17 protein-coding genes and 2 pseudogenes are annotated in these 24,541 nt (G+C 40.9%); 6 read left to right on the top strand and 13 right to left on the bottom strand.

Annotated features, from left to right (window positions below; genetic code table 11):
- Window positions 1-3: 3 nt before the first annotated feature.
- Together ACNQGS_RS02745 and ltaS are read right to left on the bottom strand one after the other, a co-directional pair.
- Window positions 4-927 carry a DUF7847 domain-containing protein gene (locus ACNQGS_RS02745; RefSeq protein ID WP_491486021.1) on the bottom strand — a complete coding sequence of 308 codons (924 nt, stop codon included), beginning with the start codon at window positions 925-927 and terminating at the stop codon, window positions 4-6.
- Window positions 928-1,062: 135 nt separating this feature from the next.
- Window positions 1,063-3,003 (bottom strand): lipoteichoic acid synthase, encoded by a 1,941-nt coding sequence (ltaS, locus tag ACNQGS_RS02740; protein WP_491486020.1) that lies wholly within the window; start codon window positions 3,001-3,003, stop codon window positions 1,063-1,065.
- A gap of 304 nt (window positions 3,004-3,307) precedes the next feature.
- Here ltaS and ACNQGS_RS02735 point away from each other — a divergent pair, with 304 nt between their 5' ends.
- From ACNQGS_RS02735 to ACNQGS_RS02725, 3 genes are all read left to right on the top strand, one after another.
- Window positions 3,308-3,979 (top strand): helix-turn-helix domain-containing protein, encoded by a 672-nt coding sequence (locus tag ACNQGS_RS02735; RefSeq protein ID WP_491486019.1) that lies wholly within the window; start codon window positions 3,308-3,310, stop codon window positions 3,977-3,979.
- Between the two features lie 215 nt (window positions 3,980-4,194).
- A complete protein-coding gene (locus tag ACNQGS_RS02730) occupies window positions 4,195-5,394 on the top strand; it encodes an iron-containing alcohol dehydrogenase (protein ID WP_491486018.1) in 1,200 nt (399 codons plus the stop codon).
- 8 nt (window positions 5,395-5,402) lie between these two features.
- A complete protein-coding gene (locus ACNQGS_RS02725) occupies window positions 5,403-6,812 on the top strand; it encodes an aldehyde dehydrogenase (protein WP_491486017.1) in 1,410 nt (469 codons plus the stop codon).
- 43 nt (window positions 6,813-6,855) lie between these two features.
- Here ACNQGS_RS02725 and ACNQGS_RS02720 read toward each other — a convergent pair.
- The 3 genes and pseudogenes from ACNQGS_RS02720 to ACNQGS_RS02710 form a co-directional block, all read right to left on the bottom strand.
- Window positions 6,856-8,112 (bottom strand): annotated as a pseudogene (locus tag ACNQGS_RS02720) (flavodoxin domain-containing protein); the annotation flags it as partial.
- Window positions 8,113-8,202: 90 nt separating this feature from the next.
- A pseudogene (locus ACNQGS_RS02715) lies at window positions 8,203-9,555 on the bottom strand (cytochrome P450); the annotation flags it as partial.
- Between the two features lie 24 nt (window positions 9,556-9,579).
- On the bottom strand, window positions 9,580-10,161 hold the full coding sequence (locus ACNQGS_RS02710) for a TetR/AcrR family transcriptional regulator (protein ID WP_491486016.1): 582 nt from the start codon (window positions 10,159-10,161) through the stop codon (window positions 9,580-9,582).
- A gap of 305 nt (window positions 10,162-10,466) precedes the next feature.
- Between ACNQGS_RS02710 and ACNQGS_RS02705 the strand changes: the two genes are divergently transcribed.
- The gene (locus ACNQGS_RS02705; RefSeq protein WP_491486015.1) at window positions 10,467-11,915 is read left to right on the top strand and encodes an alpha/beta hydrolase; all 1,449 of its coding nucleotides are present in this window, start codon (window positions 10,467-10,469) and stop codon (window positions 11,913-11,915) included.
- A 113-nt stretch (window positions 11,916-12,028) separates the two neighbouring features.
- On the opposite strand, the gene ACNQGS_RS02700 is transcribed toward ACNQGS_RS02705, so the two are convergent.
- Window positions 12,029-13,237, bottom strand: coding sequence for a CapA family protein (locus ACNQGS_RS02700; protein ID WP_491486014.1), 1,209 nt, complete (start codon window positions 13,235-13,237; stop codon window positions 12,029-12,031).
- Between the two features lie 182 nt (window positions 13,238-13,419).
- On the opposite strand from ACNQGS_RS02700, the gene ACNQGS_RS02695 reads away from it, so the two are divergent.
- Complete coding sequence (locus tag ACNQGS_RS02695; protein WP_491486013.1) at window positions 13,420-14,583, top strand: glycosyl hydrolase family 18 protein; 1,164 nt, start codon at window positions 13,420-13,422, stop codon at window positions 14,581-14,583.
- 449 nt (window positions 14,584-15,032) lie between these two features.
- On the opposite strand, the gene ACNQGS_RS02690 is transcribed toward ACNQGS_RS02695, so the two are convergent.
- From ACNQGS_RS02690 to ACNQGS_RS02665, 6 genes are all read right to left on the bottom strand, one after another.
- Window positions 15,033-16,637, bottom strand: a complete 1,605-nt coding sequence (locus ACNQGS_RS02690) for an FAD-binding oxidoreductase (protein WP_491486012.1) — start codon at window positions 16,635-16,637, stop codon at window positions 15,033-15,035.
- A 15-nt stretch (window positions 16,638-16,652) separates the two neighbouring features.
- Entirely contained in the window at window positions 16,653-17,054 is a 402-nt protein-coding gene (locus tag ACNQGS_RS02685; protein ID WP_491486011.1) for an acyl-CoA thioesterase, read from the bottom strand.
- 14 nt (window positions 17,055-17,068) lie between these two features.
- Window positions 17,069-18,220, bottom strand: a complete 1,152-nt coding sequence (locus tag ACNQGS_RS02680; protein WP_491486010.1) for an iron-containing alcohol dehydrogenase — start codon at window positions 18,218-18,220, stop codon at window positions 17,069-17,071.
- Window positions 18,221-18,349: 129 nt separating this feature from the next.
- Window positions 18,350-19,402, bottom strand: a complete 1,053-nt coding sequence (locus tag ACNQGS_RS02675) for a zinc-dependent alcohol dehydrogenase family protein (RefSeq protein ID WP_213140032.1) — start codon at window positions 19,400-19,402, stop codon at window positions 18,350-18,352.
- A gap of 96 nt (window positions 19,403-19,498) precedes the next feature.
- Window positions 19,499-20,989: a long-chain-fatty-acid--CoA ligase gene (locus ACNQGS_RS02670; protein ID WP_491486009.1), complete on the bottom strand. Its 1,491-nt coding sequence runs from the start codon at window positions 20,987-20,989 to the stop codon at window positions 19,499-19,501.
- 201 nt (window positions 20,990-21,190) lie between these two features.
- The gene (locus ACNQGS_RS02665; RefSeq protein WP_491486008.1) at window positions 21,191-22,291 is read right to left on the bottom strand and encodes a metallophosphoesterase; all 1,101 of its coding nucleotides are present in this window, start codon (window positions 22,289-22,291) and stop codon (window positions 21,191-21,193) included.
- 195 nt (window positions 22,292-22,486) lie between these two features.
- Between ACNQGS_RS02665 and ACNQGS_RS02660 the strand changes: the two genes are divergently transcribed.
- Window positions 22,487-22,855 (top strand): hypothetical protein, encoded by a 369-nt coding sequence (locus ACNQGS_RS02660; protein ID WP_378581737.1) that lies wholly within the window; start codon window positions 22,487-22,489, stop codon window positions 22,853-22,855.
- Window positions 22,856-22,907: 52 nt separating this feature from the next.
- On the opposite strand, the gene ACNQGS_RS02655 is transcribed toward ACNQGS_RS02660, so the two are convergent.
- The gene (locus tag ACNQGS_RS02655) at window positions 22,908-24,497 is read right to left on the bottom strand and encodes an amidohydrolase (RefSeq protein WP_491486007.1); all 1,590 of its coding nucleotides are present in this window, start codon (window positions 24,495-24,497) and stop codon (window positions 22,908-22,910) included.
- Between the last annotated feature and the right edge of the window lie 44 nt (window positions 24,498-24,541).

The following is a 24,541-nucleotide window of genomic DNA, read 5'->3' as shown; positions in this document are numbered from 1 at the left end:
CACCTAATTTAAAAAAGAGGTACGATCATAGTCTTCAATCATTTCCTTTAAATCATCGGCATCGTGGCGCACTTTTAAATCTAAGTACATCACGGCATATCCAACTGAGAAAATCATTGTTGTCACTAAGGTCACAAGATTTGAAATAATCGTAAACAATACGCTATTTCCTAAAGCTAGACCAATTGTCCCTTCCACTGAGAAGCTGATAATAGTAATAATTAAATAAAAAATAATATAAAGTCCCATAAGCGGCCATGTACGTTTCTTGGTCAATCTCCAGCTTCTGCCGAATCCTGGTGACTGTCTATCAAGAACTACCGACCCGAAATAAAAACTCCAGCGCGTTAAAAAATAGGCAATTATCGGTGCGAAGATTAGAAATAACCCAATAGCTAATAATATGCCTAAAACGGGATTGGCCATGGAGCCAATTACTCCTGAAAAGGCGATGATTAAAATAGGAACCAGCATGATGCCAAAGGCAAGCAATCCAAATAAAATACTGCTGCCCAGCATTGGCCAGAACCGTGATAGGGCTTGCTTGATAACCGACCCGACAGTAAACTCCTCATTTATGCGAATATGATTGACGGCAAAAAGAATAGCTGCCTCTGTGATCGGACCAAGAATCACTGTGATTAGTCCAATTACCGCCATTCCAATGTCAGCTCCAAAGTTTCCGGCGTCAAAGGTTCCTTGATTTTCAAAGCTGGTCATGAATTGCTCAAACCAATCACCGCCGCCTTTCACTTCCCTAAAGAAGCTTGTTCCTGATATTAATAATATGATGGCTTGTAATAAGTAAACAGGACCTAAAAGCAAGAGAAAAATCATAAAGAAATCCTTAAATCTGTTTTTACTTAAACTGAATGTATGATCGAGTATTTCTCCGAATCCTTTCGGCTTTGAAAACTTAGAATCCAATCTAAATCCCCCTTAATCTGTTTGTCACAAGAATTATTTTAACATTACTTTTGTCTAATAAGTGTAAAAAGTTGCAAATATTTACAAGTAACAAGTGCAAAAAAGCTCTCCGGGCCGAAACCCGGAGAGCGTCTTTTATTTAGAAGAATCTTCTTGACCCTTGTTATAGTTATATTTTGATCTGTCGATTGGTTTAAAGCCATCAGGTGTATAGAAACGCAATAAGTCGCCATTTACGACTTTATCGGATTCTGCCAGCTTTTGGTCCACGATCTCGTGGTACTTCTTAGCCTCATCCAATTTATCCTGTGAAAGCTCTAAACCTGTCGTAGAATCGTAATATTTATCTCTAACAGCTGTAATGGTTGGACTTACAAAGTCGCCATTTCGGAATGGCACAAGCTGGTCGTGCTGTTCTGACAATAGATCAGTACCAAACTGCACATACTGTTTTGAATCAATTCCTAACAAGTGCAGCAGTGTAGGAAGGACATCGATTTGGCCGCCGTATTCATGATGAATTCCTCCCTGGATGCCAGGGACACGAATAAATAATGGAACACGCTGCAAGCCGGCACTTTCGAAAGGAGTAATTTCCTTCCCCAATACCTGGGCCATTGCTTTATTATGGTTTTCGGATATTCCATAATGGTCACCGTACATAATAATAATGGAACGATCAAGTAATCCCGTTTGCTTTAAATAATCAAAGAACTCTTTTAAAGCTTCGTCCTCATATCTTGCTGTTTGGAAATAATCATCAACCGATGCATCACCAGTTTCTGCGGGTGCAATGGTAGCCATGCTTTGGTCCATTTTATATGGATAATGATTGGCTACCGGAATAAATTTCGTATAAAACGGCTCTGGTAAAGTTTCTAACATTGGTTTAGATTGTTGATAAAATGGTTTATCCATCATTCCATATTCCGCTTGATCTTCTGGGTTTACTTGATAATATTTTCCGTCAAAAAATTTATCATAGCCAAAAGATTTATAAATTTCATTGCGGTTCCAAAAGCTTCCTGAGTTAGCATGGAATACTGCAGATGTATAACCCTGCTGACCTAAAATCCCCGGTGCTGATTGGAATGTGTTCATGCCTTTGGTCGTAAAGGCAGCTCCCTGCGGCAGTCCGTATAATGAATTCTCAAGCATAAATTCAGCATCTGCTGTTTTCCCTTGTCCGGTTTGATGGAAGAAGTTATCAAAGTAAAGGGTATTCTGGTCACGTGTTAACGAGTTTAGAAATGGTGTAACCTCTTGCCCATGAAGCTTATAATTAATTAAAAAGTTTTGTGTTGATTCAAGATGCAAATAAATAACGTTCATGCCTTTAGCGGCACCAAAATATGCCGGATTGGGTGCAGCATAATTGGAGTTAGTGTAGTTTTTCACCTCAGTAACATCGTCGCTGCTCGCCATTACCCGTTGAGCTGAGGCTGTCGTACTTTTCACCGTATCATAAATCGTGTAATTGTACATGCCTAAATATTTTACAATGTAATTTCGGTCAAACCCTCTTGTTAATAATTGCGGTCTGTCCGCTTCTGCTAATGAAAGATTGGCACAAGAAATGGCTAGTGCCATGGAGAATAAAGCAGCCACTTTTTGACGGCTCATATCTTTTTTCTCAATTTTTACAATCCTAAATACAAGTAATGCAATTAATAGAATCGTATCTATAAAGAATAAGAAATCATATGGCTTCAATAAAGATGACACACTGCCACTGACATCACCAAAGTTCTGTGTTTGGGTCAATGTAGGCAACGTGATGAAATCATTAAAGAAACGATAGTATACTACATTGGCAAACAATAAGAACGATAATAGAAAATCAATCACAATCAATGAAATATACTTTTTTCTGCCTTTAAATAATGCTGAAATTCCTAAAAATATTAACGCCGATCCTAATGGATTTAAAAATAATAAAAACTTCTGGATTGAGTTCTGAATCCCCAAATCAAATTGTGTTAATTGCGTAACATATGTTTTTATCCAGAGAAGAATGACGGCCAAAAAGAAAAAGCCAATATATTTATGGGAAATACCTTGACCTTTTAGTTTCATTATTAAGCACCTTCCTTCTAGCAAATCATTATTGCATATTTTAATTTACATTCCTATATGTGATTAGTACTATTTAGTCTAGTCTATATCTTAAATGGTAAATATGAACAAACTATGAATAAAACAAGAAAAAACGTAAATGACCTGCTCACAAGATAGTAACTATACTACTTTTTTTGAAAAAGTCAACCCATATAATGAATGCAATCTTGTCCATTATATTTAGTCGGGAATGGTATAATACATGTAATCATGATATTTAATTACATAAGTTTCCATCAATAGATCTGAGGTGAAAAAAAGTTTGTCTCTAACAAAAAGACGTCAGGAATTCCTTGATCATATCTACCGTCAATTTAAGAAAACAAACAACCCTGTCCATTATTCGAAGGTGGCGGAAGCCATTGGCGTAAGCAAATGGACAGCCTATGATGTATTAAAGGAATTGGAAAACCAGGGGCTTGTAAAAAGAACGTATTCCACGAATGAGAATGAAGCAGGTCGTTCAATCGTTGTCTTCTCCCCTACTGAAATTGCAGAAAGCTTTTTCCAAAAAGAACGCAGAGAGCTAACAAACACGGAAGAGTGGGAAGCCATCCTGCCTGAAGTCTTTAAATTAGTGGAAAATCCACAAAATCTACCGTTACGAGAAGCAATTCATCATATCATTTCGCTCATGAAAAATGTAGAAGTTAAGCTGGAGTTTTGCGCCTACTTTCTTAGTATTTTGCTATTATACTTGAATACACTAGGAAAAAACGTGAAGGAATTAACGGTGAACTTAATCAATGCCTCCAAGGAAGCAAAGGTGCAGTTAACAGTATTTACAGGGGCAGTTGTTGGCATGATTATTCAATCGGTTGGTGAGGAATTAAGTCCGGATATGGTGAAACTCGTTCAGCAATTCCTTGACAATGTCAACGAGCTTAATGCTGGCGAATTAAGTTTATTAATTAATTTCATTGGACAAAGTTAAAATCAGCCGATTTCGGCTGATTTTTCATTTCAAAGATAGTTTTTTTGTTTGATATTAATTTTAGTTTATATACTACAAAGGAAGTATATTTCAGAATTTTTTAAATATTCTCTTGACGTTCCCTTCGTTTTTACGATATATAGTTTGTATACATTTTTTGGTTTTTTGGGTATTTTGTGTGTTTTTATTTTTATATTGAAAGCGGGGGATTATTGATGTACGAATTATTTTGCAGAACATATCAAGGTGGGATGAAGGTAGCCTCCTTTATACTTCCTTGGCGAAAACCGGAATTATTAGAAGGAGAAAACAGCCTAAGTAAACTTCCATCCCTTATTAAAAGTATGCGAGTTGAAAGCGTTTTAATCGTGACTGATCAAGGGATTGTTTCCATTGGCCTGATGGACCCTTTCTTGGATGGCTTGAAAAATGAGGGCATCCAATTTTCCATTTATGATAAAACGGTTCCAAACCCAACAATAGAAAATATTGAAGAAGCCTTTCAAATGTACAAGGAGAATAAATGCCAGGGAATTGTTGCATTTGGCGGCGGCTCGCCAATGGATTGCGCAAAGGGTGTAGGCGCCCGCGCGGCAAGGCCTAAAAAAAGTATTCCACAGATGAAAGGTGTTTTAAAGGTATTAAAAAGAATACCGCCTTTGTTTGCTATCCCAACGACAGCAGGTACAGGCAGTGAAGCAACGCTTGCCGCTGTTGTCTCAAATAGCGAGACACATGAAAAGTACGCGATAATGGACACGGCCCTTATCCCCCATTATGCTGTATTAGACCCGCTTCTTACTGTAAAACTTCCTCCCCATATCACGGCTGCTACCGGTATTGATGCACTGACACATGCAGTCGAGGCGTATATAGGGAAAAGCAATACGAAAGAAACAACACAGTGCAGTATACAAGCAGTACAGTTAATTTTTGAAAATCTTTATGAATGCTATACAAATGGTACGAACATTCAGGCTAGAACGAACATGCAAAAGGCTGCTTATTTGGCCGGAATCGCTTTTACCCGGGCATATGTCGGCTACGTGCATGCGATCGCCCATACATTAGGCGGGTTTTATCAGGTTCCCCATGGTCTGGCGAATGCCATTATTCTTCCATATGTACTCGAGTATTATGGGGAATCCGCCCATAAGCCGTTGTCAGAATTGGCAGATTTGGTTAAAATAACAAAGCCTTCCGATACGATTGAACAAAAAGCACAGAAATTTATTGATGCCATTAAAGAGCTTAATGAAAAAATGGCGATCCCGACCAAGGTGAACGGAATCATCGAAAAGGATATTCCGCTCATGGTGGAACGGTCTTTGAAAGAAGCAAATCCTCTCTATCCTGTTCCGAAGATTCTTTATAAAAATGATTTATTAAAGCTTTATCATCTGATAAAGGAGTAGATATGAATATGAGTATTTCGTCTCCCCTATTAAATGAAGGCGGTACTAAAGAAAATTACAGTTACCTAGTAAATAAACAAAGGTCCTTCTTTCGAAAAGAACAGACAAAGAATGTTTCCTTCCGATTGGCTGCCTTGAAAAAATTGAAGGATGCCATAAAGGTAAATGAGCAAGAGATTATGGCAGCGTTAAAAGCGGATTTAAATAAATCCGAGCTTGATGCATATGCGGCAGAAATCGGATTTGTCCTTGCTGAGTTGACGTTTACAATTAAAAACCTGAGTTCTTGGGTAAAAACAAAGAGTGTTAAAACTCCTATGACCCATTTTGGTTCGACGAGTTACATCTATTCAGAACCCTACGGTGTGGCATTAATTATTGCCCCGTGGAATTATCCATTTCAGCTGGCGATTGCCCCGTTAATCGGAGCGATTGCGGCGGGGAATTGTGCCGTTTTGAAACCTTCTGAATTAACACCAAAAACGTCTGAAGTATTGGCGAAGCTGATCAATGGTCTATATCCTGAAGAGTTTGTTTCGGTTGTAGAAGGCGGTGTGGAAACAAGCACAGCACTCCTTGAGGAAAAATTCGATTATATCTTTTTTACTGGAAGTGTACCTGTTGGGAAAATCATTATGGAGGCTGCGGCAAAAAATCTAACTCCGGTTACATTAGAGCTTGGCGGCAAAAGTCCCTGCATTGTTCATGATGATGCCAATATTAAGGTAGCGGCTAAACGGGTTGCCTGGGGTAAATTCACGAATGCTGGCCAGACCTGTATTGCCCCCGATTATCTTTATGTTCATAAAAATGTCAAAGACAAATTTCTAAGCGAGTTTAAAAATACGATAAAAGAATTATATGGAGAAAATCCTTTACGTAACCCCGATTTCACCCATATTGTTAGTGAGCGGCATTTTAAGCGGCTCGAGGGCTTTTTGAATAATGGTCAAGTATATTCTGGGGGTAAAACAGATTCGGATACCCTAGCGATTGAGCCGACTGTTTTAACGAATATAAGCTGGGACGATCCAATTATGCAGGATGAGATTTTTGGCCCGATACTTCCTGTTATGGAATACAGCCATTTATCAGAAGTGCTCGATGGCATCCATAATCATCCGAAACCGCTCGCCCTTTATATTTTTACGGAAAGTAACCAGGCCCAGCAAACGGTTCTTAACAGCGTATCGTTTGGCGGCGGCTGTGTGAATGACACTGTCTATCACTTTGTCTCCCCTCACCTCCCATTCGGAGGTGTCGGACCGAGCGGGATTGGCTCTTATCACGGAAAAGGCAGCTTTGATACCTTCTCCCATAAGAAAAGTGTCTTAAAGCAAACCACCCTTTTTGACATCCCGTTCCGCTATCCCAATTTTAAGAATGGGCTTAAGATGTTGAGGATGTTTTTGAAATAATGGTAAGTCCCTGATTCTCAGGAAGAATTCAGGGACTTTCTTTTTAACCTATTTTAACTTGCTGGTCTTCTATAGGGTGGTCGTCTAGCTCAGAGGACACTATAAACATGATGATTTCATCCCCTGGCTTTAAATCTGCAAAGAATGCACAAGCTAGAGCCACTTGTTCAACATTAATAGTAATGCTCACTCGATTCGGACTTTCCTTTGGAGAGCTAGTTATCGAAAAATACCTTGGTTTAAGTGAAGGCAATAGCTCTAAGAAACGTTCGAACGGCATTTCACAGGCTTCATATTTTTCAAGCAAGTCAAGCATCGAAACTCTATTTTTCAAAACAAGTTCATCATATACCCCATCCTCTAATAACGCTTCTAGTTCCCGCTTATGCGGAGGGCAAACCGTATAGGCGGCCAATTCACGAATTTGTGCCCCTGTTGCTGTTTCCTGCACTTCCACGCTTTGACTTAGGAGATCAACTAGACTTACCGGGCGGTCTAACGGTAGATGGGAAAAAGTACGGCCGCTAGCGGTAATAATCACATGGTCCTTCCCATTTAATCTGAACCGTTTAAGAATTCGCTGAACGGTTTCTTTGCTATTCCTTGGAAAGACCCCAAGATGGTTACCTTCCTGATAGGTTAGCCCTTCTGGTAAGGAAATTACAATTTTCCTTGTTGATTCGTTATCGGTATCAATCACTAACTGATTTTCTACAATCGTACCTTGTACGGAGTCGTACTTTATAGCTAAAGGTGAACCCGTTATAGTATTGACAAACTGTATGGAAATCGTATTTGACTCTTTTTCATCAGTACTATCCAATTGAATTCCAAAGGTTTTGAAGGCATCCTGCCACATCCGTTTTTTCCATTCATCAAATTGCTTATCAAAATCGCCGCTTGCATCACCTTCCCCCCTCTTTGAAAATCTGACTGCTCCTTTAAGGGCAAGCTGTTCATCAATATAACGAGGCACATCCTGGTAGGTGTTCGCCCAGTTGTGATCGCCACATCCAAATACCGCGTACTGGACACCTTTTAAACTACCTGTTTCCAGATGTTCCAGCCACTGCACAAATTGGCGTGCGTTTCTTGGCGGTTTCCCATTATAGGAGGATGTGACAATGATTACTGCTCCTTCAGTTGGTAACTTACCAATCCTATCGTTTAGGGGAGCGGCCTCACTTTTTACTCCATGCAAACGGGCAATATCGGCAAGCTCATGTGCAAGCTGCTCTGCTGTTCCCATATTGGAACCATATAAAACAAGCAGCGGTCTATTATTCACACCAATAAGTGAATACTTCGGAGCTTCTTGGTTATTTTTCGTGGCTGCTGCTTTTTCAGCAGATAAAGCAAATGTATCGATTCTCTTATTCTTCCGCAATTTTAAGCGAATTTTAAAATTATCAGGTTTAAGCGTCAATGTTTGCTTAATTTTTAATTGATAATGCATATGGTCGATTAAGTCAAAATGCTCCAGAATCATTCCTAACACAAGCGTTGCCTCATGGAGGGCGAACTGCATACCGATACACGCTCGCTGCCCGTTTCCAAAGGGCTTATAGGCATGTGCGGGAATTTTAGTCATATCTGCAAAACGCTCAGGACGAAATTCTTCGGCATCCTCCCCCCATGCATCCTTATCGCGATGAAGTTTTGGAATTATGACGGACACATTGTCGTATTTTTTTAGCCGGTATTTTCCGCCAATGACCGTATCGTCTTTTGCGTACAAAGTAAATTGGGGCGCAGTAGGATAAAGACGTAAAGCTTCATTTAAAATCATCCGAATGTACTCAAGGTCGAGTACCTGCAGATATGATGGAATAGAATCGCCTAGTACCTGGTCAACTTCCTCATATGCCTTCTTCAGTACTTCAGGATGCTTCAGAAGTAGGTATATGGCAAAAGAAAGCAATCCGCTTGTCGTTTCATGACCGGCGATAAGAAAGGTAATGATTTGGAATCGAATATTTTCATCATCAAGCCTCTCTCCTGTTTGCGGGTCCTTGACATTCAACATTCGAGCCAGTAAATCAGTTTCCCCTTGGTCGCCGCCTTCTTTGCGTTCAGCGATAATTTTATCTACTAGAGAAAACATTGACTTAATGTCGCGTTCGAACTGCCGCTTAGTTCTTACCATCAGCTGGGTTTGGATAGGCAGCCTTGTGCTTTGGTGCATGGCCTCGTCAAGTGCCCGGATCATACTGATGATAAACGGATTGTGGTTTTCCCGATAGAAACTGTTAAAGCGATAGTTAAATCCGCATAACCCAATCGTATCTAGGGTCAGACGGGTCATATCATCGGGAACATCGATGCTCTCATTTGGATTCAAACGGGCCCACTTTTGTACGAGCTGCTGGGCGATGTCGACCATCATCGTATGATAGCCTTTCATTGCTTGCTGGCTGAAGGCTGGCATCAGAATGCTATGGGCTTTCTGCCAATTCGGCTCTTTAGTTTTACTTGTAAATAAGCCGTCTCCCCCTAGTGCACGCAGAAAATACAACCCTCCGGAGAGACTTTTGTCAAACCGGGATTCATCACAGACCTCGGCAACTAATTCATGACCTGAAACAAAATGCATGATAAAACCAAAAGCCTCAAAGCGAAAAATAGGTCCGTATTCATCGGCGATTTTCCAAAATGACAGCGTTGGTGCATCTTTATCGATTAATGGAATATTGCCTAACGGGCCATACGTTTTTGGCTGCGGAATCCGCATATTATTTTCCATAAAAAGCTCCTCTCTGTTAATTATTCACCTTTTACCTATTAAACCGTATAAAACAACATCGGCGATTTCATCCTCCATATGGTCGAGCTGTAATTTTTCTGAGATGATTTCTTCCTGGAGTTTTTCAAAGTTGAGTAGGGACCAAATAGCGCTAGTGATTCCAAGTTCATATAGAAGGGATTGGACTGGGGTGAGATTTCCGTTAGATACCTTTTGCAAAAGCTGTTCCATACTTTTGTCCTGAATATAAATCTGCTCCATAAACATCTTTGCCAGCTCTGGATGGTTGGGCGATTCCCTAAAAAGGATGTTGAAGCTGTCCAGATTGTTGCGGATTACTTCCACTCTTGCTTTGATAACATCCCTGACCAGATCAGGATTATGATCAGAATTCATCTTGGGGGGCTCAAACACAGACGGAGTAATGCAGGCAAGAAAAATATCCTTTTTGCCCTTAAAATGTTTATAAAGAGCAGCTTCTGAAACTTCAACACGCCTGGCAATTTCGGCGGTGGTGGCGCCATTATATCCTCGTTCGGCAAACAGCTTGCGTGCCTCCCGGATAATTTTCTTTTTAGTATCCGATTGCGATCCCAAATTCTTCACCCTCTCTTTTGGTTAGTGAATACTTACTAACTATTATATATAATATTCCGAAATCCCTGTCATGGTATAAAATTCCTGTTTTCCAAATAAACATAATGACGTTTTTTTTTCTACTTCTTTCTGCATTTTTAAAACATCTATTATCACAATTTATGTTTTTTTATCATAACCTGTTTCCTGCTGTGTTTTGCTGTTATTTCGTGTAGAAATATTTCAATATACGAAATAATCGGCTTGTCTTATAATCAAATTGGCTGAATATTAGTATTAATATTCCCAATATTATTTTAACCAGGGGTGGTTCCATGAAAAAAAGGAAAAAAGGATTCGCGGCAGTATTAGCCACAACTCTCTCTTTATCTGTACTCAGCTCCGTCGCATTTGCAGACCAGCCTTCATCAACTGATTCATCCACTTCACTGAATATTAAACCTCCAGAGTTTTTTATTCCTAATGGGCAGAATAAGAAAAACTTTTTTGTCGATAAAACACAATTGAATTCTTTATCACATTTAGAAGGATATGAAACAACAAAATTGTTTAAGGGCATACATAACGGTGCCGGTTACTGGATGGAAGTTCCTAATAACTGGAACGGCAAGCTTGTTTTGTATGCGCATGGGTATCGTGGTACTGGAAATGCGCTAACAGTATCCATGCCAGATAGTATACGTACAGGGCTTCTTCAGCAGGGGTATGCATGGGCCGCCTCAAGCTATAGCACAAATGGCTATGATGTAGAGACGGGTGTAAAAGACACACATGCTCTAAATGGATTATTTAGACAACTGGTAGGTAACCCAACCCGGACGTATATTATGGGACACTCAATGGGTGGGCACATAACAGGCGTATATGCTGAGCAATATGGAGATGTTGATGGGGCTCTGCCAATGTGCGGGGTTATGGGCGACTCTGAATTGTTTGATTTCTTTACGGATTACGGGCTCGTTGCGCAAACTTTAATGGAAACTCCAAAGAATCAGCAACAGGCTATTGCAAATACAGATTATTTTGAAAAGACTTTACCTACAATGGAGTTTGCTTTCGGTAATGGTTTAAGACAAGATGCTTTTGCAAAAAAATTTAATATAAACAATGGATGGGTTTTCAATTCTATAACCCCCTTAGGTGAAAAATTACAAGCAGTAACGAAGAACCTTACGGGCGGAGAGAGACCACTATTTGAATTTGCCTACCAGCATATTTTTAATGATTTTCTCTTCAGAAACATGCCTACTAATCCCGCATATGGAGAGGCAACTGGAAATGTAATTAACAATACAGATTCAGTTTATCAATTAGATAATAGTCCTACATTATCTTCTGAGGAAGAAGCCTTAAACAATGGTGTTCTTCGTATTACTAATGATCCAAACGGACGTCATAATAATGGGTTAGCTGCCATTCCAAAAGTAACGGGAGATTTAAAGGTTCCAACTGTTTCTATCCATACTCTTGGTGACCTATTTGTTCCATTCTCCATGGAGCAGATTTACGCTGAAAGAGCGGCGGAAAAAGGCAAGGAAGACCTGCTGGTATCACGGGCGATTCGTGGAATTGGACACTGTGAGTTTACCCCGGAAGAGCAAATTAATGCCTTTGATGACCTAGTAAATTGGGTTGAGAATGGTCAAAAACCCTTAGGTGATAACATCCTAGAGCCGGCTGTTGTAGCAGATAAAAATTTTGGTTCCCAGTTTACAACTGTAAGGCGTGATTATGATAAAACACCGTGGGATACTCTAAAGTAAAGCAAAAGAAAGCAGAGAGATGCCCCCTCTGCTTTCTGATTTTAATTTTATATTTGAAAACTGTTTAAATTAATGGAGTGAATTTTGCTATTTAGAATCTAATTGGGTGATGATTATTTTGTTTGGACAGTCTGTTCATAAACCAGCCAACCAGTCCCATTAATTTTATTCGAAACATCAATAATCTTTTTTTTCACCCTATCAAACTCCGGCCCTTTCAACTTTGTAGGCTGGTAATTATTTTTCGATGAAACAGAAGATATCGAAAATGGAATTACATTGATTTCTTTTTTGTCAGTCAGAACTCCATTTTCTAGATGAAATGTCTGCTGAAAAACATACGTGTCTTTATCAGACGGATTCCTGTTTCCTCCAAACATAAAATTCCCGAGACTGTAAACAATAAATTTACCGTTATATTCTTCAATTCCCTGGACGACATGTGGATGATGTCCAAGAATCAAATCCGCACCACTATCGATTGCAAAGCGGGCCAATGATTTTTGCGAGGCTGTTGGAACGTATTGCCGCTCCACTCCCCAGTGAAAATGGACAAGAACAATCTGTGCCCCCTGCTCTCGCAACTGGTTGATACCTAGTGAAACCTTATTCCTTACTTCACGTGTATCCTGCCAGCCTTCAAAACCTAAAGCCCCTATTATTACTCCCTTAACGGTTGTTATATATTGATTTTCGTAGCCGAAATAGCCGATTTGTTGGTTCTTCAAAGCTTCAATCGTGTCAGTATATCCTTTCTGAAGGTAATCATGGATATGATTGTTGGCGAGGTTCACTGCTTCAATACCACCCAGTTTTAATATTTCTGCATAGCTAGGGTCTCCTTTAAAGCGAAACGTTTTTTGCGCTTTTTGTGTTGAATTGGTTAACGTCGTTTCCAAATTGACCGTAGTAAGATCATCCTCCAGAAAAATATTATCGAGTCCTTGAACAAAATAAGCCAAACCATTTGCCGATGCTGTACGGACAAAAGTATCTGGATATGTAAAAGTTTCATCTGTCCCTAATGTAAAATCCCCTGCTGCACTTATTTTAATTGTCGTTTCTGTATTTTGCTGCGTCTGTATTTGAGCCTGAGGGTGTTCAGATTGTTCCTTCTGAACATCACTCTCAACCTCTAGTTTAGAATCTTCAACGTTTACAGGGGTACTCGTATGAACAGTCTTATCTGTATTAATATAAATAGCAATTGCAAAAGTACAAGCAACTAATACAACTACAATAATAATGGTAAAACTTATCTTATTTTTGAACCTCTGCCGTTTTCCTGATTCAGTCCTGCTTAAATGGTCCTTGCTATCCATTCCCTAATTGTCTCCTTTATTTTATTTCTTTGGAAATGACTTACATTTGCAAATTGTACCATAATTCGAGTTGTATTTAAAGAATATTCCGAATTTTGTAAACCTACAATATATTACCATCCACTCCTTCCTCCTAATCTGTTAAACTTTTAATGTCATAATTTTATAGGAGGAAGATAGCGATGAATAAACGAAAAGTCCTCCTTGCGCTGGTAATCTTACTTACCTTTATTGGAGGAATTGCTGCCGGATTATCCTTTTCCGCAAACAAGCATAATGCAAATATAGTAAAAATAGATCAATCACCCAAATCTTCTTTAAAACCACAAGAAAAAGCAGTTCCTGAAGTGGAAAAAGCGCACTCAAAAGTTCTCATTGGATATGTACAAGATTTTCGTGACCCAAATACGGTCGAATATGACAAGTTGTCCCATGTAATCTTCTCTTTTGTGCATCCGACCAAGGATGGCGGAATTTTGCTTAACGGCGATACTGCACTTGGTAACTTGCGGGGAATGGTCACAAATGCGAAAAAACATAATACGAAGGCGATTTTAGCCATTGGTGGATGGTATCACATTAAAGGCGGAGAATCGTATGACTATTTCAAAACGGCCATTTCAAATCCGGAATCGCGGACAAGACTAGTAAATGAGCTAACTGGAATTGCTGATAGAGAAAATTTGGACGGGATCGATATCGATTTTGAACACCCTCGTTCTACAGAGGATGCTCAAAATCTGTCTGCGTTTGCGAAAGAATTAAGCGAACAGCTTCACCCTAAAAACAAAGAGCTTTCAATTGCAGTTTATTCAATGATTCATGCAGTTACGTTAACGGAAATTGCCTTTGTTAAATATGAGCCAGAAATGTTTCAATACGTGGACCATGTAAACATTATGGCCTATGACGGACAATGGGATGACGGCTACCATGCGGCTAACCTATCTCCATACCCATTCACTGAAAAAATCGTAAGCTATTGGACAGGACTTTTTGATAAATATAATATTTCAAAGGAGAAATTAGTGCTTGGGGTACCGCTGTATGCCCAGCCTGAGGATCCAAAAGTAAAGCAGGTTTCATTCGGAGCAATTTTAAATCAGAACCCAGCCAATGCAGGTGCTGATACAGTCCAAATGAATGGTACCACCTACTATTATAACGGCGATGAAACGATGAAGAAGAAAACGAGATTGGCCCTTGACCACGGCATGGGCGGAATGATGATGTGGGAGACCGGTTTGGATGCCCAAGGACCGGAAAGCATCACCAACACAATCTCAGAAGTCCTGAAGGAGTCCGAAAAGGATCCGATAAAATACTACACAGTAAAAGGAAATTAAGTATAAAAGGGCCTTACTCCCTGCGCTGCTGTTTATAAGCACCGGGGGTAAGGCCTTTTTAGTGTAGAGAATTTATATGACCTCGATTGCTTAAAAAAATCATCGGTTGGGTAGCATAGAGCCTTTATATGCGCCCCAACCCTTGAAAAAATCGCCGGTTGGGTAGCATAGGCCCTTTATATGCGCCCCAACCCTTGAAAAAATCATGGGTTCGGTAGCATAGGCCCTTTATATGCGCCCCAACCCTTGAAAAAATCGCCGGATCGGTAGCATAGGCCCTTTATATGCGCCCCAACCCTTGAAAAAATCATGGGTTCGGTAGCGTAGAGCCTTTATATGCGCCCCAATTCTTGAAAAAATCATCCGATCGGTAGCATAGAGCCTTTATATGCACCCCACCACTTGAAAAAATCAACGGATCGGTAGCATAGGAGCCCTTATATTCAGCTTTAATCAATGAGCACTCCTGGGTTAAGAATATATCCAGGGTCCAGTGTGCGTTTCACCGATTTTAATGCAGAGGCAAACAGGTCCGGCCGCTGCTTGTCATACCATGGCCGGTGGTCACGGCCGACTGCGTGATGGTGGGTAATCGTGCCGCCAAGGGAAATGATCGCCTCAGATACAGCTGCTTTGATTTCGTCCCACTGCTCCAGTTCACTGCCAGGCTTCCCAAGTGCCTTAACAGTGTAATATGGTGCCGGTCCATCAGGGTATACATGTGTGATTCGGCATGTCACCCATCCGTTATGGCCGGAAATTTCTCTAACCGCCTTTTGGGCCGTCTCCATTACTCCGGTATGAAATGCTTCAAAACGGTCCCATGTTATTGCTGTTTCGAAGGTTTCCACGATAATCCCTAAGCTGACAAGGACATCCCTTAGATACGGTGCCTGGATAAATGCATTTCGCCACGTACCCACATCACCTTCCCTGCTTGCAGAAGAATCGCTTCTAGTTTTGATAACATCCTGCCCATATACTCCGCCAAATTCCTTACAGCATTCCAACGCCCTAATCATCCAAACGTCAAGAAGATGATCATGCGATTTAAAGCCAAGCATAAGTACTGCTGTTTGACCGTCCCCTGCCCCAGAGTCATGCGCCTCTCCTGCATCAAGCAAACGGCAATTGGAAGGATATAAACCAGATTGGCTTAACACCCGGACGGCTTTCACTCCGGACTGAAAATCTGGGAAACGTACCGATGCTGCAGTCCGATAAACTGGACGATCCTGCAGCCTGACCCAGGCCTCAGTGATTATTCCAAGGGTACCTTCAGAGCCAATAAACATCCTGTCAGGGCTTGGTCCTGCACCAGAACCGGGCAGCCTTCTTGTTTCAACCACACCTTTTGGAGTAATGACACGGAGCGATTGCACCAAATCATCGATATGTGTGTGCAGGGTGGCAAAATGGCCCCCGGCCCGGGTAGCAATCCATCCTCCTAACGTGGAAAATTCGAAAGACTGTGGGAAGAAGCGGAGAGTTAGATCCTGTTCCTTTAATTGCTTTTCAATAGCCGGCCCGCGAATCCCCGCCTGAATACGTGCAGCACGAGAAACTTTGTCAATTTCTAGGACTTGATTAAATTTCTTTAAATCAATCGATACTGAACCCGAATATCGGTCATCAATTTCAGGCTCAACCCCTCCTACTACACTTGTTCCGCCGCCATAAATAATGGCAGCAGCATGAATATCATTACACCAATCTAGAATATTAATAAGCTCAGTTTCCGTACGGGGGAATGCCACTATGTCTGGGGCATTCGTAAAATCACGACGAAAAGCCCTCACGACATCCCGGTAGGATTTTCCATATGTGTGCGATAAGCGCTCGTGGGTATCATTCGTACAAAGATGCTGAAGAGATTGTGGTATGTTTATGCGAGGCTGCTTGAGAGATATTTCAGCAATAGCTGGCGGCGGCGTCTTCTTCCATTCGCTTACTCCAAACCGCTTTGCCATTGCTGCTTCCACTTGATACTGAACCTGAGGGGACAGGCCATCTTCATAGCCCCATCCCCAAAATTTCATTTTGCGAGGTGTCACTTAAATTCCCCCTCATTAATTAATACTCTCATTTAAATGAAGCTCCAATTCTTGTCTAATATCATTAGGAATTGGTTCGGATTTCTGCGTTTGGAGGTTAAAATTCACATATACTGCAGTACCAATAACGCATAGTCTGCCCTCTTGATGAATTTCCTCGTATAGCTCTAAACTGGAATTGCCGATTTTTTTCACCCACGTTTTTACCTCTACGTCTTTACCAAAATAAATTTGTGCGACGTATTCTACATTTGTTTTTAAAATAATCATCTTCCAGTCATGAAAGGTATCATCCGGGTTGAATAATTTAAAAAGCTTGTTTCGGCCTGCCTCCAGCCAAATTGGGATCGTCGTATTATTGATATGGCCGACACCGTCAGTTTCAGAAACCCTTGGTTCGATTACGGTCAAATACATGAGATAACCACCTTTTAATTTAAGCCGTTAAAAGCCATTTGATAAATTTGATAGATTTCATCTTTGCCAAGAGGTTTTGGGCTTCGGGCCAGCAGTCTTTTTTGTTTGATTGCATCTTCAGTTAAGCTTGTAAGACTGGATTCTGGTATGCCATATTCTTTTAGTGTCGTTGGAAGCCCGACACTTTCGACCAGTTTATAAAATAACGTTAAAATTTCCTCTTCAGTTTGTCCCTCACCGTGATTGGTTAATATGCTGCATACTCGATTTAATTTGTCACTGCAGCTCGAAGAAATCGATTTCATAACATATGGAAGTAACACAGCGTTGGACTCTCCATGCGGTAATTTGAATTGGCTGCCGAGCGGATAGGCTAGTGCGTGAACACCGGCGACACCCGCATTGAAAAAGGCCAGTCCGGCTAGATAGCTGCCATAGCTCATCACAGTTCTTGCTTCTTTGTCTTCCCCATTCTCAACAGCATTCCATAATGAGCCACCGATTAATTCGACTGCTTTAATGGCAAGTGCATCTGTTGCCTCGTTTGCATTAACAGAAAGAAAGGCTTCCACAGCATGTGTTAAGGCATCAATTCCAGTGGCCGCAGTTATTCTTTTAGGAACAGACAGGGTTAATTGTGGATCAACGATTGCAATATCAGCTAGTAAGAAATCGTGAGTTACGACATCCTTGGTCCCTTCAAGGGAAACAACGGCAATATCTGTTACCTCACTGCCAGTTCCAGATGTTGTGGGAATTAATATTTTCGGGATGCCCCTCGTTTTTAGCTTCCGTGTACCAGAGAGATTAAGATAATCTGCTGTATCACCCTCATTTTGTGAAATGACGGCAGCGATTTTTGCCAAGTCCAATGCACTACCACCGCCTAAACCGATAACACAATCAAACCCGCCTTCGCGGGCATACGCCGCCAATCTCTCTGCACAAGCGAGCGATGGTTCCGGCTCAACATCAGTATAAAGGCTAACATCATATTGTTCATTTAGAGGAGATAAGTATTGTTGGACCAATCCAATTTTAACAAGGGTTTGGTCGGTAACTACTAGTATACGGCTGGGCTTCATATCCTCCAGTTCTTCAAAAAGCTTCGCTATGGAGCCCCAGCCGGTATATGAACGTTTTGGGAATCTTAAGGTTGAAATCATTTACGTTGACCCTCCTTTAAAAGTTTTCAGTACCTATTAAACTATTTCAACAAGGAGTGCAATATCCCTGCTGATTTTTACATAATAAATAGCCCGGCAGACACCAGGCTATTTATTCGAAATCAATGCTTATTTAAATTTTGTAATGACATTAAAACCATATGTTTTAAAATTAGTCATATCATTGAGGACGTCATTCACTTGGTCTAGCGCAATCTCCCTAGATACCAAGGAACGTGGATTTAATTTGCCTTGGGCAATCATTGACAATAATCCATCGTACTCCGACCGTGGATTCCCAAGGCTTCCGACGATTTCTAATTCCATTGCCGTGATTGCATCAATTGGAAGGCCGGCAATTCCTTGTTCGTTATGGGTTGTTAAGCCAATTTGCACATGGCGGCCGCCCTTTCGTAGGCAAAGGACAGAATTAAGGATCGTTTCCTGAATTCCCAGCGCTTCAATAGATGCATGGGCACCGCCCCTGGTGATTTCCTTTACAGCTGTCACCACATTCTCATTTCGAGCATTCACCGTAGCAACCGCACCTTCTTTTCGGGCCATTTCCAATTTGGCATCATCCACATCTACCGCAATGACTTGGGCTCCAATAGCATTTCCAACCTGAACTGACGACAACCCTACACCGCCTGCCCCGTGGACCACCAGGAAATTTCCTGGCTTCAAGTTGGCACGCACCACACCATGAAAGCCCGTCATGTAGCGGCAGCCAATCGCAGCAGCCGTCACTGTATCGACCTCATCTGGAAGCGGGACCAGATTAAAATCACCATTCGGAACCTTTACATATTCCGCATAGGCACCATCATGGGCGAACCCAAAAATTTGCAGATTGTCACAGCGGTTAGAATGTCCGCTCAAGCAGCTTGAGCAGTGTGAACAGCCTTCATGAAACGGTGCCGTCACCCGGTCGCCTGGCCTGAAGTTTTTTACTTCTTTTCCGACGGCTTCAACAACTCCCCCAAATTCGTGCCCTGGTATAATTGGCAGCACTGGACTCAGGCCAAGCCATGCCCAGTCTCCCATCCACGCATGCCAGTCACTCCGGCATACACCGCTTGCCTCTACCTTTACAATCACATCATGTGGACCTGGTGTTGGATCAACTACATTTCCGATTCTTAATGGCTGTCTTTGCTCAATAATTTGTGCAGCTCTCAAATAGATTCCCTCCCAAGCTTTAACCTATCAATTTGTAAGTATTTACCTTAAAAGATATTCTTTGTCCTATCGAAAAAAGAACAAACTGTTGGAGATTTATTTCTTTTTTAATGGTGTTTTAAGAATCTTTCCAGTTGTTGTTTTAGGAAGTTCTTTCATAAAATATATTTTTCTAGGAATCTTGTAATGAGCCAGCTGCTGTTTACAGAAACTAGTGATCTCGTCTGGTGTGATTTCCGATTTCGTCACAACGTAAGCAGCTACTTCTTCTCCAAAAACAGGGTCTGATTCGCCAACTACCGCGCACTCTACAATATTTGGGTGAGTATAAAGAACCTCCTCTATTTCACGTGGATAGACATTGTAGCCGCCGCGGATAATCATGTCCTTTTTGCGGTCAACAATATAAAGGTATCCTCGCTCATCCCTCCTGCCCAGGTCTCCCGTATAAACCCAGCCTTCTTTTATCGTCTCGTTCGTTGCTTCTTCCTTTTTATAATAGCCTTTCATGCCGTTAGGCCCTTTAAAAATAATTTCCCCGACTTCGTTAACAGGGACTTCCCTGCCATTCGGATCGACTATTTGCAGCTCGAGACCAGGAACGGGTACCCCGACTGACCCTGGAACTTTTTCAATATTGCTAGGGAAACAGCTAATCATGACAGTGCTTTCGGTCTGGCCATAGCCTTCGCCGATTTGTACACCCATTTCCTCCTCCACTTTTTCTAGAATTTCAACCGGGAGACTGGCTCCGCCTGAACCCGCAAGTCTGAGGCTGGAAAAATCTAATTCTTTTATTTTTGGAGAATGGATAAACATTGTGTACATGGTAGGAACACCGAGGAAAATGGAAATTTGGTTGTCTGCAAGCTTCTGTAGGATAACATCTGGAATAAAGCGTTCTTCTAAGTAGATCGTAGCCCCTCTTAACACACAGATAAGTAAGCCCTGCAGCTTTGCATACGCATGAAATAATGGGAGAACGACAATAACCCGGTCTTCCTTTGTTAGCTCCAAAAGGTCAGCACTCGTTTCTGACATCCATCCCAGATTTCCGTGCGTAATCAATGCCCCTTTCGGCTTGCCAGTTGTTCCTGAAGTATAAATTATTTGGGCATTATCATATTGATTTTTTGGTTCAATATAGAAATCTGCTGGTTTACCGGAGACTTCCTCCCACGCGACATAAGCTTCTGTTTCGGTTAAATTGAAGATAGATTTTACTGACGAGAGAGATTTGTGAGCCTTTTGAACTTCACCAAGGCCAATTTCATCAACAATAAGGGCAACAGCATCGGAATCATTTAGAATATAGGTTATTTCATTTTCTTTGAAGGTAGGATTAAGAGGAATCACAGTGGCACCAATTGCTAGCAAGGAAAAATAGGCAATTACATACTCCGGCTTATTGGCCATCATGAGACCGACATGGGAACCGTTTGTAATTCCATACTTTCGAAGTCCTGCTGCTTTTTCCTTCACCTTATCAGCTAACTCCTGATAGGTAATTTTCTCGTTCCGAAATACAATAGCAGCATGATTGGGCATTTCTTTTGCCGTTTGAAACAAAACTTCACTAATATTCAACAATGTTCCCTCCCTATTCTATTGTTCAGAAAAATAGGCATATAGAAAAAGTGTATGCGCTTACATATTAATCTATGAAAAAGAAAAGTGTCAAGTAATATGGTAATATTTTCATATTGCTTGACACTTAGGTTTAATATATTTTTAATTAAATCCTGCCATCCAATAGACAATAAAAAAAGAACCAACTTGGCCCTCATTTCATTGATTAAACTCTACTTTTAATTGAACAATTTCAGACTGAGTACCGATTCTTAGGGGCGTTCCCCAGAACCCATATCCGGACGTGACAATTGAATGTAGCTGTCCTTTTTTAAGGTAGCCCCAATCATTTTCATAAATCTTATTTGTTATCAAATTAGCTGGAAACAATTGTCCACGGTGAGTATGTCCGGACATCATCAGGTCTACTCCATTATTTTCGGCAACATCCAAATCATACGGCTGGTGGTCAAGGAGAATAACCGGCTTTGATAAATCCACCTGTTTCATTAAATCGGAAAGCTTCATCCTAACCACATCCTGATAACCGCGGTCTTTCCTGCCAACCAAGGTAATCCCATTATCTAAAACAATTACTTCATCTGCCATCAGCCTCATACCACTGTTATTAAAAATTTTAATTAGATCAATACCAGGGGCCTCACGATCATGATTTCCTAATGAGGCGTAAACCGGTGCCTTTATCTTTTTCAAAATATCCGGAATTCCCTTATCGAGAAAAGGATCCACATCATCATCAATAATATCCCCTGGAAACAGCACAAGGTCAGGTTTCAAGGCATTGATGTGCTTAACGAGATTTTTAGCATGGTTTGAACCCGACATTTCACTAAAATGCATGTCGGATGCCATGACAATGTTAAGACCTTTTACCCCCTCCACATGCTTCGGAATGTTGATTTCATAGGTTCTTACGACAGGAGTAAAGGCATTGTATAAGCCTAATGTAAATAATCCTGAAATAATTAATACAGTGGTAAAACCGGACCATTTTACAACCTTTTCTTTTTGAATACGGGTAAACCGTGTTAAAAATACAAAAAGATTCACAAATGGAAGCAGTAGAACCGAATAATAAAAAATCCCTAGCCAAATCCCGCCAAGCCATGTAAAGATGGCACTGTCATCCAAAAACCTGGCGTAGACAAATGTATAGGCAACAAAAACAAGGATCAGCCAGTAGAAAAACCTTGCCCGTTTTTTTTCTATAATAAATGTTTTCATCCATTTCCAGCCATTCCAGCCGATATAGAACAATAGTAAATTATAGATGACTAAAACACCTGCAAAAAACCCCACACATGATTCCCCTTTACGATACAAAAATACTAATTCTATTAGACCTTATTTAGGATAAATTGACAACTTTTAGGGCAACTGACACAATTTCGGCATATATTTGGTGTTTTTCAAAAATATTACCGGGTATTATGGAGGAGATTGTCGAAATAAACAGAATGATAGTACAGAGTTTAATTAAAGGAGGAAAAAAGTATGAAGAAAAAAATGTTAGCCCTTATTTGTGGTGGATTTATTGCTCTTTCACTTTTTGCTGCACCCGGTAATCCTGTAAAAGCAGCGGAAGATGAAGATTGTACTTGTCATGATGTTACTCCTATTTACGGGGCACAAAAAAACAAAATAATTGCTAATTTAATCAGCAGTCAGGAATTTAAAAATGCAAAACTTTCTATTATTAAGGATGGAGATAACTGGAGAGGGATAAATAACACTGAAGTACTCGTACATAATTCTTATGGAATTACAATTGTAGGGGTACCTTTTATAGATCAAGATGGCAAAATTATGATGGCAACTTTCATTGATGGATTCTTTATGGGTTCTGCACCAAAATATGAATAGGGGTTTATAATTCCTTCCCAATTTCATTTATTGGGAAGGAATTAATTTAATTTTATTGTATTTCTCCATCAATAATAGTCATTTCAACCGAAGTTTGCAGCAGTTCATCCGGGTCTTCAAGTTGGAATAGATTTTTCGAGTAAACTGTCATATCCGCCAGCTTTCCTCTAGAAATTGTTCCTTTTAAAGTTTCTTCGTTGGTAGCGTAGGCACCACCAACCGTAAACAATCTCACAGCTTCCTGTATAGATAGCTTTTCTCCCACATTCCAGCCTTCATGGGAATCCCATGGTGCTCTGCGGGTAACGGCAGCGTGAATGCCTAACAGTGGATCCACAGGTTCGACTGGTGCATCAGAACCACCCGCACATATGACACCTGCCGCAAGCAGCGATTTCCAAGCGTACAAATACTGCTCCCGCTTCTCCCCTAATCTTTCCTTAATCCATGGATAATCACCGACCACAAATCTCGGTTGAATGTCGGCAATCCGGCTCGGTACCGCCAGTCTTTTAATCAAATCCGGCCTAACTAAAGAAACATGGATAATCCGGTCACGATACTCGACCGACGGGAATTGCTCAAGCACATCTAGAACATTTTCCAATGCTTGATCACCAATGGTATGTACCGCAATTGGCATGCCATGATCCCTTGCGTTTTTAACGATCTCATATAGTTTTTCTTGGCTAAGCATTGCATCCCCATACGCATCAGGTTTATCATGATATGGCTCGGATAATAGCGCCGTTCTTCTGCCAAAAGCGCCGTCTGCGAATATTTTAATAGAGCCGATTTTCAATTTCTCATTCCCGTAACCGGCATACATTCCCTTCGCTTTCAAAGCCTGAAGGTAAGGATTATCGATCAATAGATTGCAGCGTAAGGCCTTTCCTTCCTGATTAATTAATTCATCATACATTCTATAGGTTTGCTCAAATCCGCCAAAAAAGGCTGGATCATTCGTGTGAACACTTGTTAACCCTTTTTTCACAGCAAAGTTCATTGCCTTTTCTAGACCGCTTTTTAACTCTTCGTAGTTTTTATCCGGAATGTGTTTGGTAAATAGTTTAGATGCTGATTCCAAAATCATTCCTGTCGGTTTTTTCGTAATAGGATCTAATACAACCGTTCCCCCGGCGGGAACCTCAGTGGTAGGGTGGTAACCAGACACTTCAAGAGCCTTGCTGTTTACTAGAAAGGCGTGGTGGCAAATCCGTTTTAAATAAATTGGACAATGCGGTGCTGCATAATCCAGCTCTTGAAGAGTCGGAATTCCGCCTTCGGTAAACAAATTCTCATCCCAACCCATTCCGACCAGCCATTTTCCAGGCGAAACGCTGTTTGCTTTTGAACGGAGCTTATCAAGCATTTCTTGTTTTGATTTGACCCCCGTTAAATCAAGGTCTAAGAAATTAAAGGCCACGCCAGAAAGATGCAGATGACTGTCAATCAATCCGGGAGTAACCGTCCTCCCTTGCAAATCTACAACATTAGACCCATCTCTACCCCATTGAAGGGTCATTTCAGCATGAGTACCCACATCAACAATTCTTCCATTCTCTATTACAACTGCCTCTGCCAATGGCTGCAGTTCATCCAGCGTATAGATTGCTCCGTTCGTGAAAATTGTCTTCGCCATCCAAACATTCCTCCAAAAAACTGATATGTATACCTTCCTATATA

The organism is Neobacillus sp. PVCKKU3 (genome assembly GCF_058323225.1).
The sequence above is the reverse complement of the archived record's forward strand: the minus strand, read 5'-3'. Positions and strand labels throughout refer to the sequence as shown.

Bases quoted from the DNA above. Each gene is read 5' to 3' on its own strand.
- ltaS (WP_491486020.1), bottom strand. From the start codon at position 3,003: ATGAAACTAAAAGGTCAAGGTATTTCCCATAAATATATTGGCTTTTTC.
- ACNQGS_RS02730 (WP_491486018.1), top strand. From the start codon at position 4,195: ATGTACGAATTATTTTGCAGAACATATCAAGGTGGGATGAAGGTAGCC.
- ACNQGS_RS02725 (WP_491486017.1), top strand. From the start codon at position 5,403: ATGAGTATTTCGTCTCCCCTATTAAATGAAGGCGGTACTAAAGAAAAT.
- ACNQGS_RS02705 (WP_491486015.1), top strand. From the start codon at position 10,467: ATGAAAAAAAGGAAAAAAGGATTCGCGGCAGTATTAGCCACAACTCTC.
- ACNQGS_RS02700 (WP_491486014.1), bottom strand. From the start codon at position 13,237: ATGGATAGCAAGGACCATTTAAGCAGGACTGAATCAGGAAAACGGCAG.
- ACNQGS_RS02695 (WP_491486013.1), top strand. From the start codon at position 13,420: ATGAATAAACGAAAAGTCCTCCTTGCGCTGGTAATCTTACTTACCTTT.
- ACNQGS_RS02685 (WP_491486011.1), bottom strand. From the start codon at position 17,054: ATGTATTTGACCGTAATCGAACCAAGGGTTTCTGAAACTGACGGTGTC.
- ACNQGS_RS02680 (WP_491486010.1), bottom strand. From the start codon at position 18,220: ATGATTTCAACCTTAAGATTCCCAAAACGTTCATATACCGGCTGGGGC.
- ACNQGS_RS02660 (WP_378581737.1), top strand. From the start codon at position 22,487: ATGAAGAAAAAAATGTTAGCCCTTATTTGTGGTGGATTTATTGCTCTT.
- ACNQGS_RS02655 (WP_491486007.1), bottom strand. From the start codon at position 24,497: ATGGCGAAGACAATTTTCACGAACGGAGCAATCTATACGCTGGATGAA.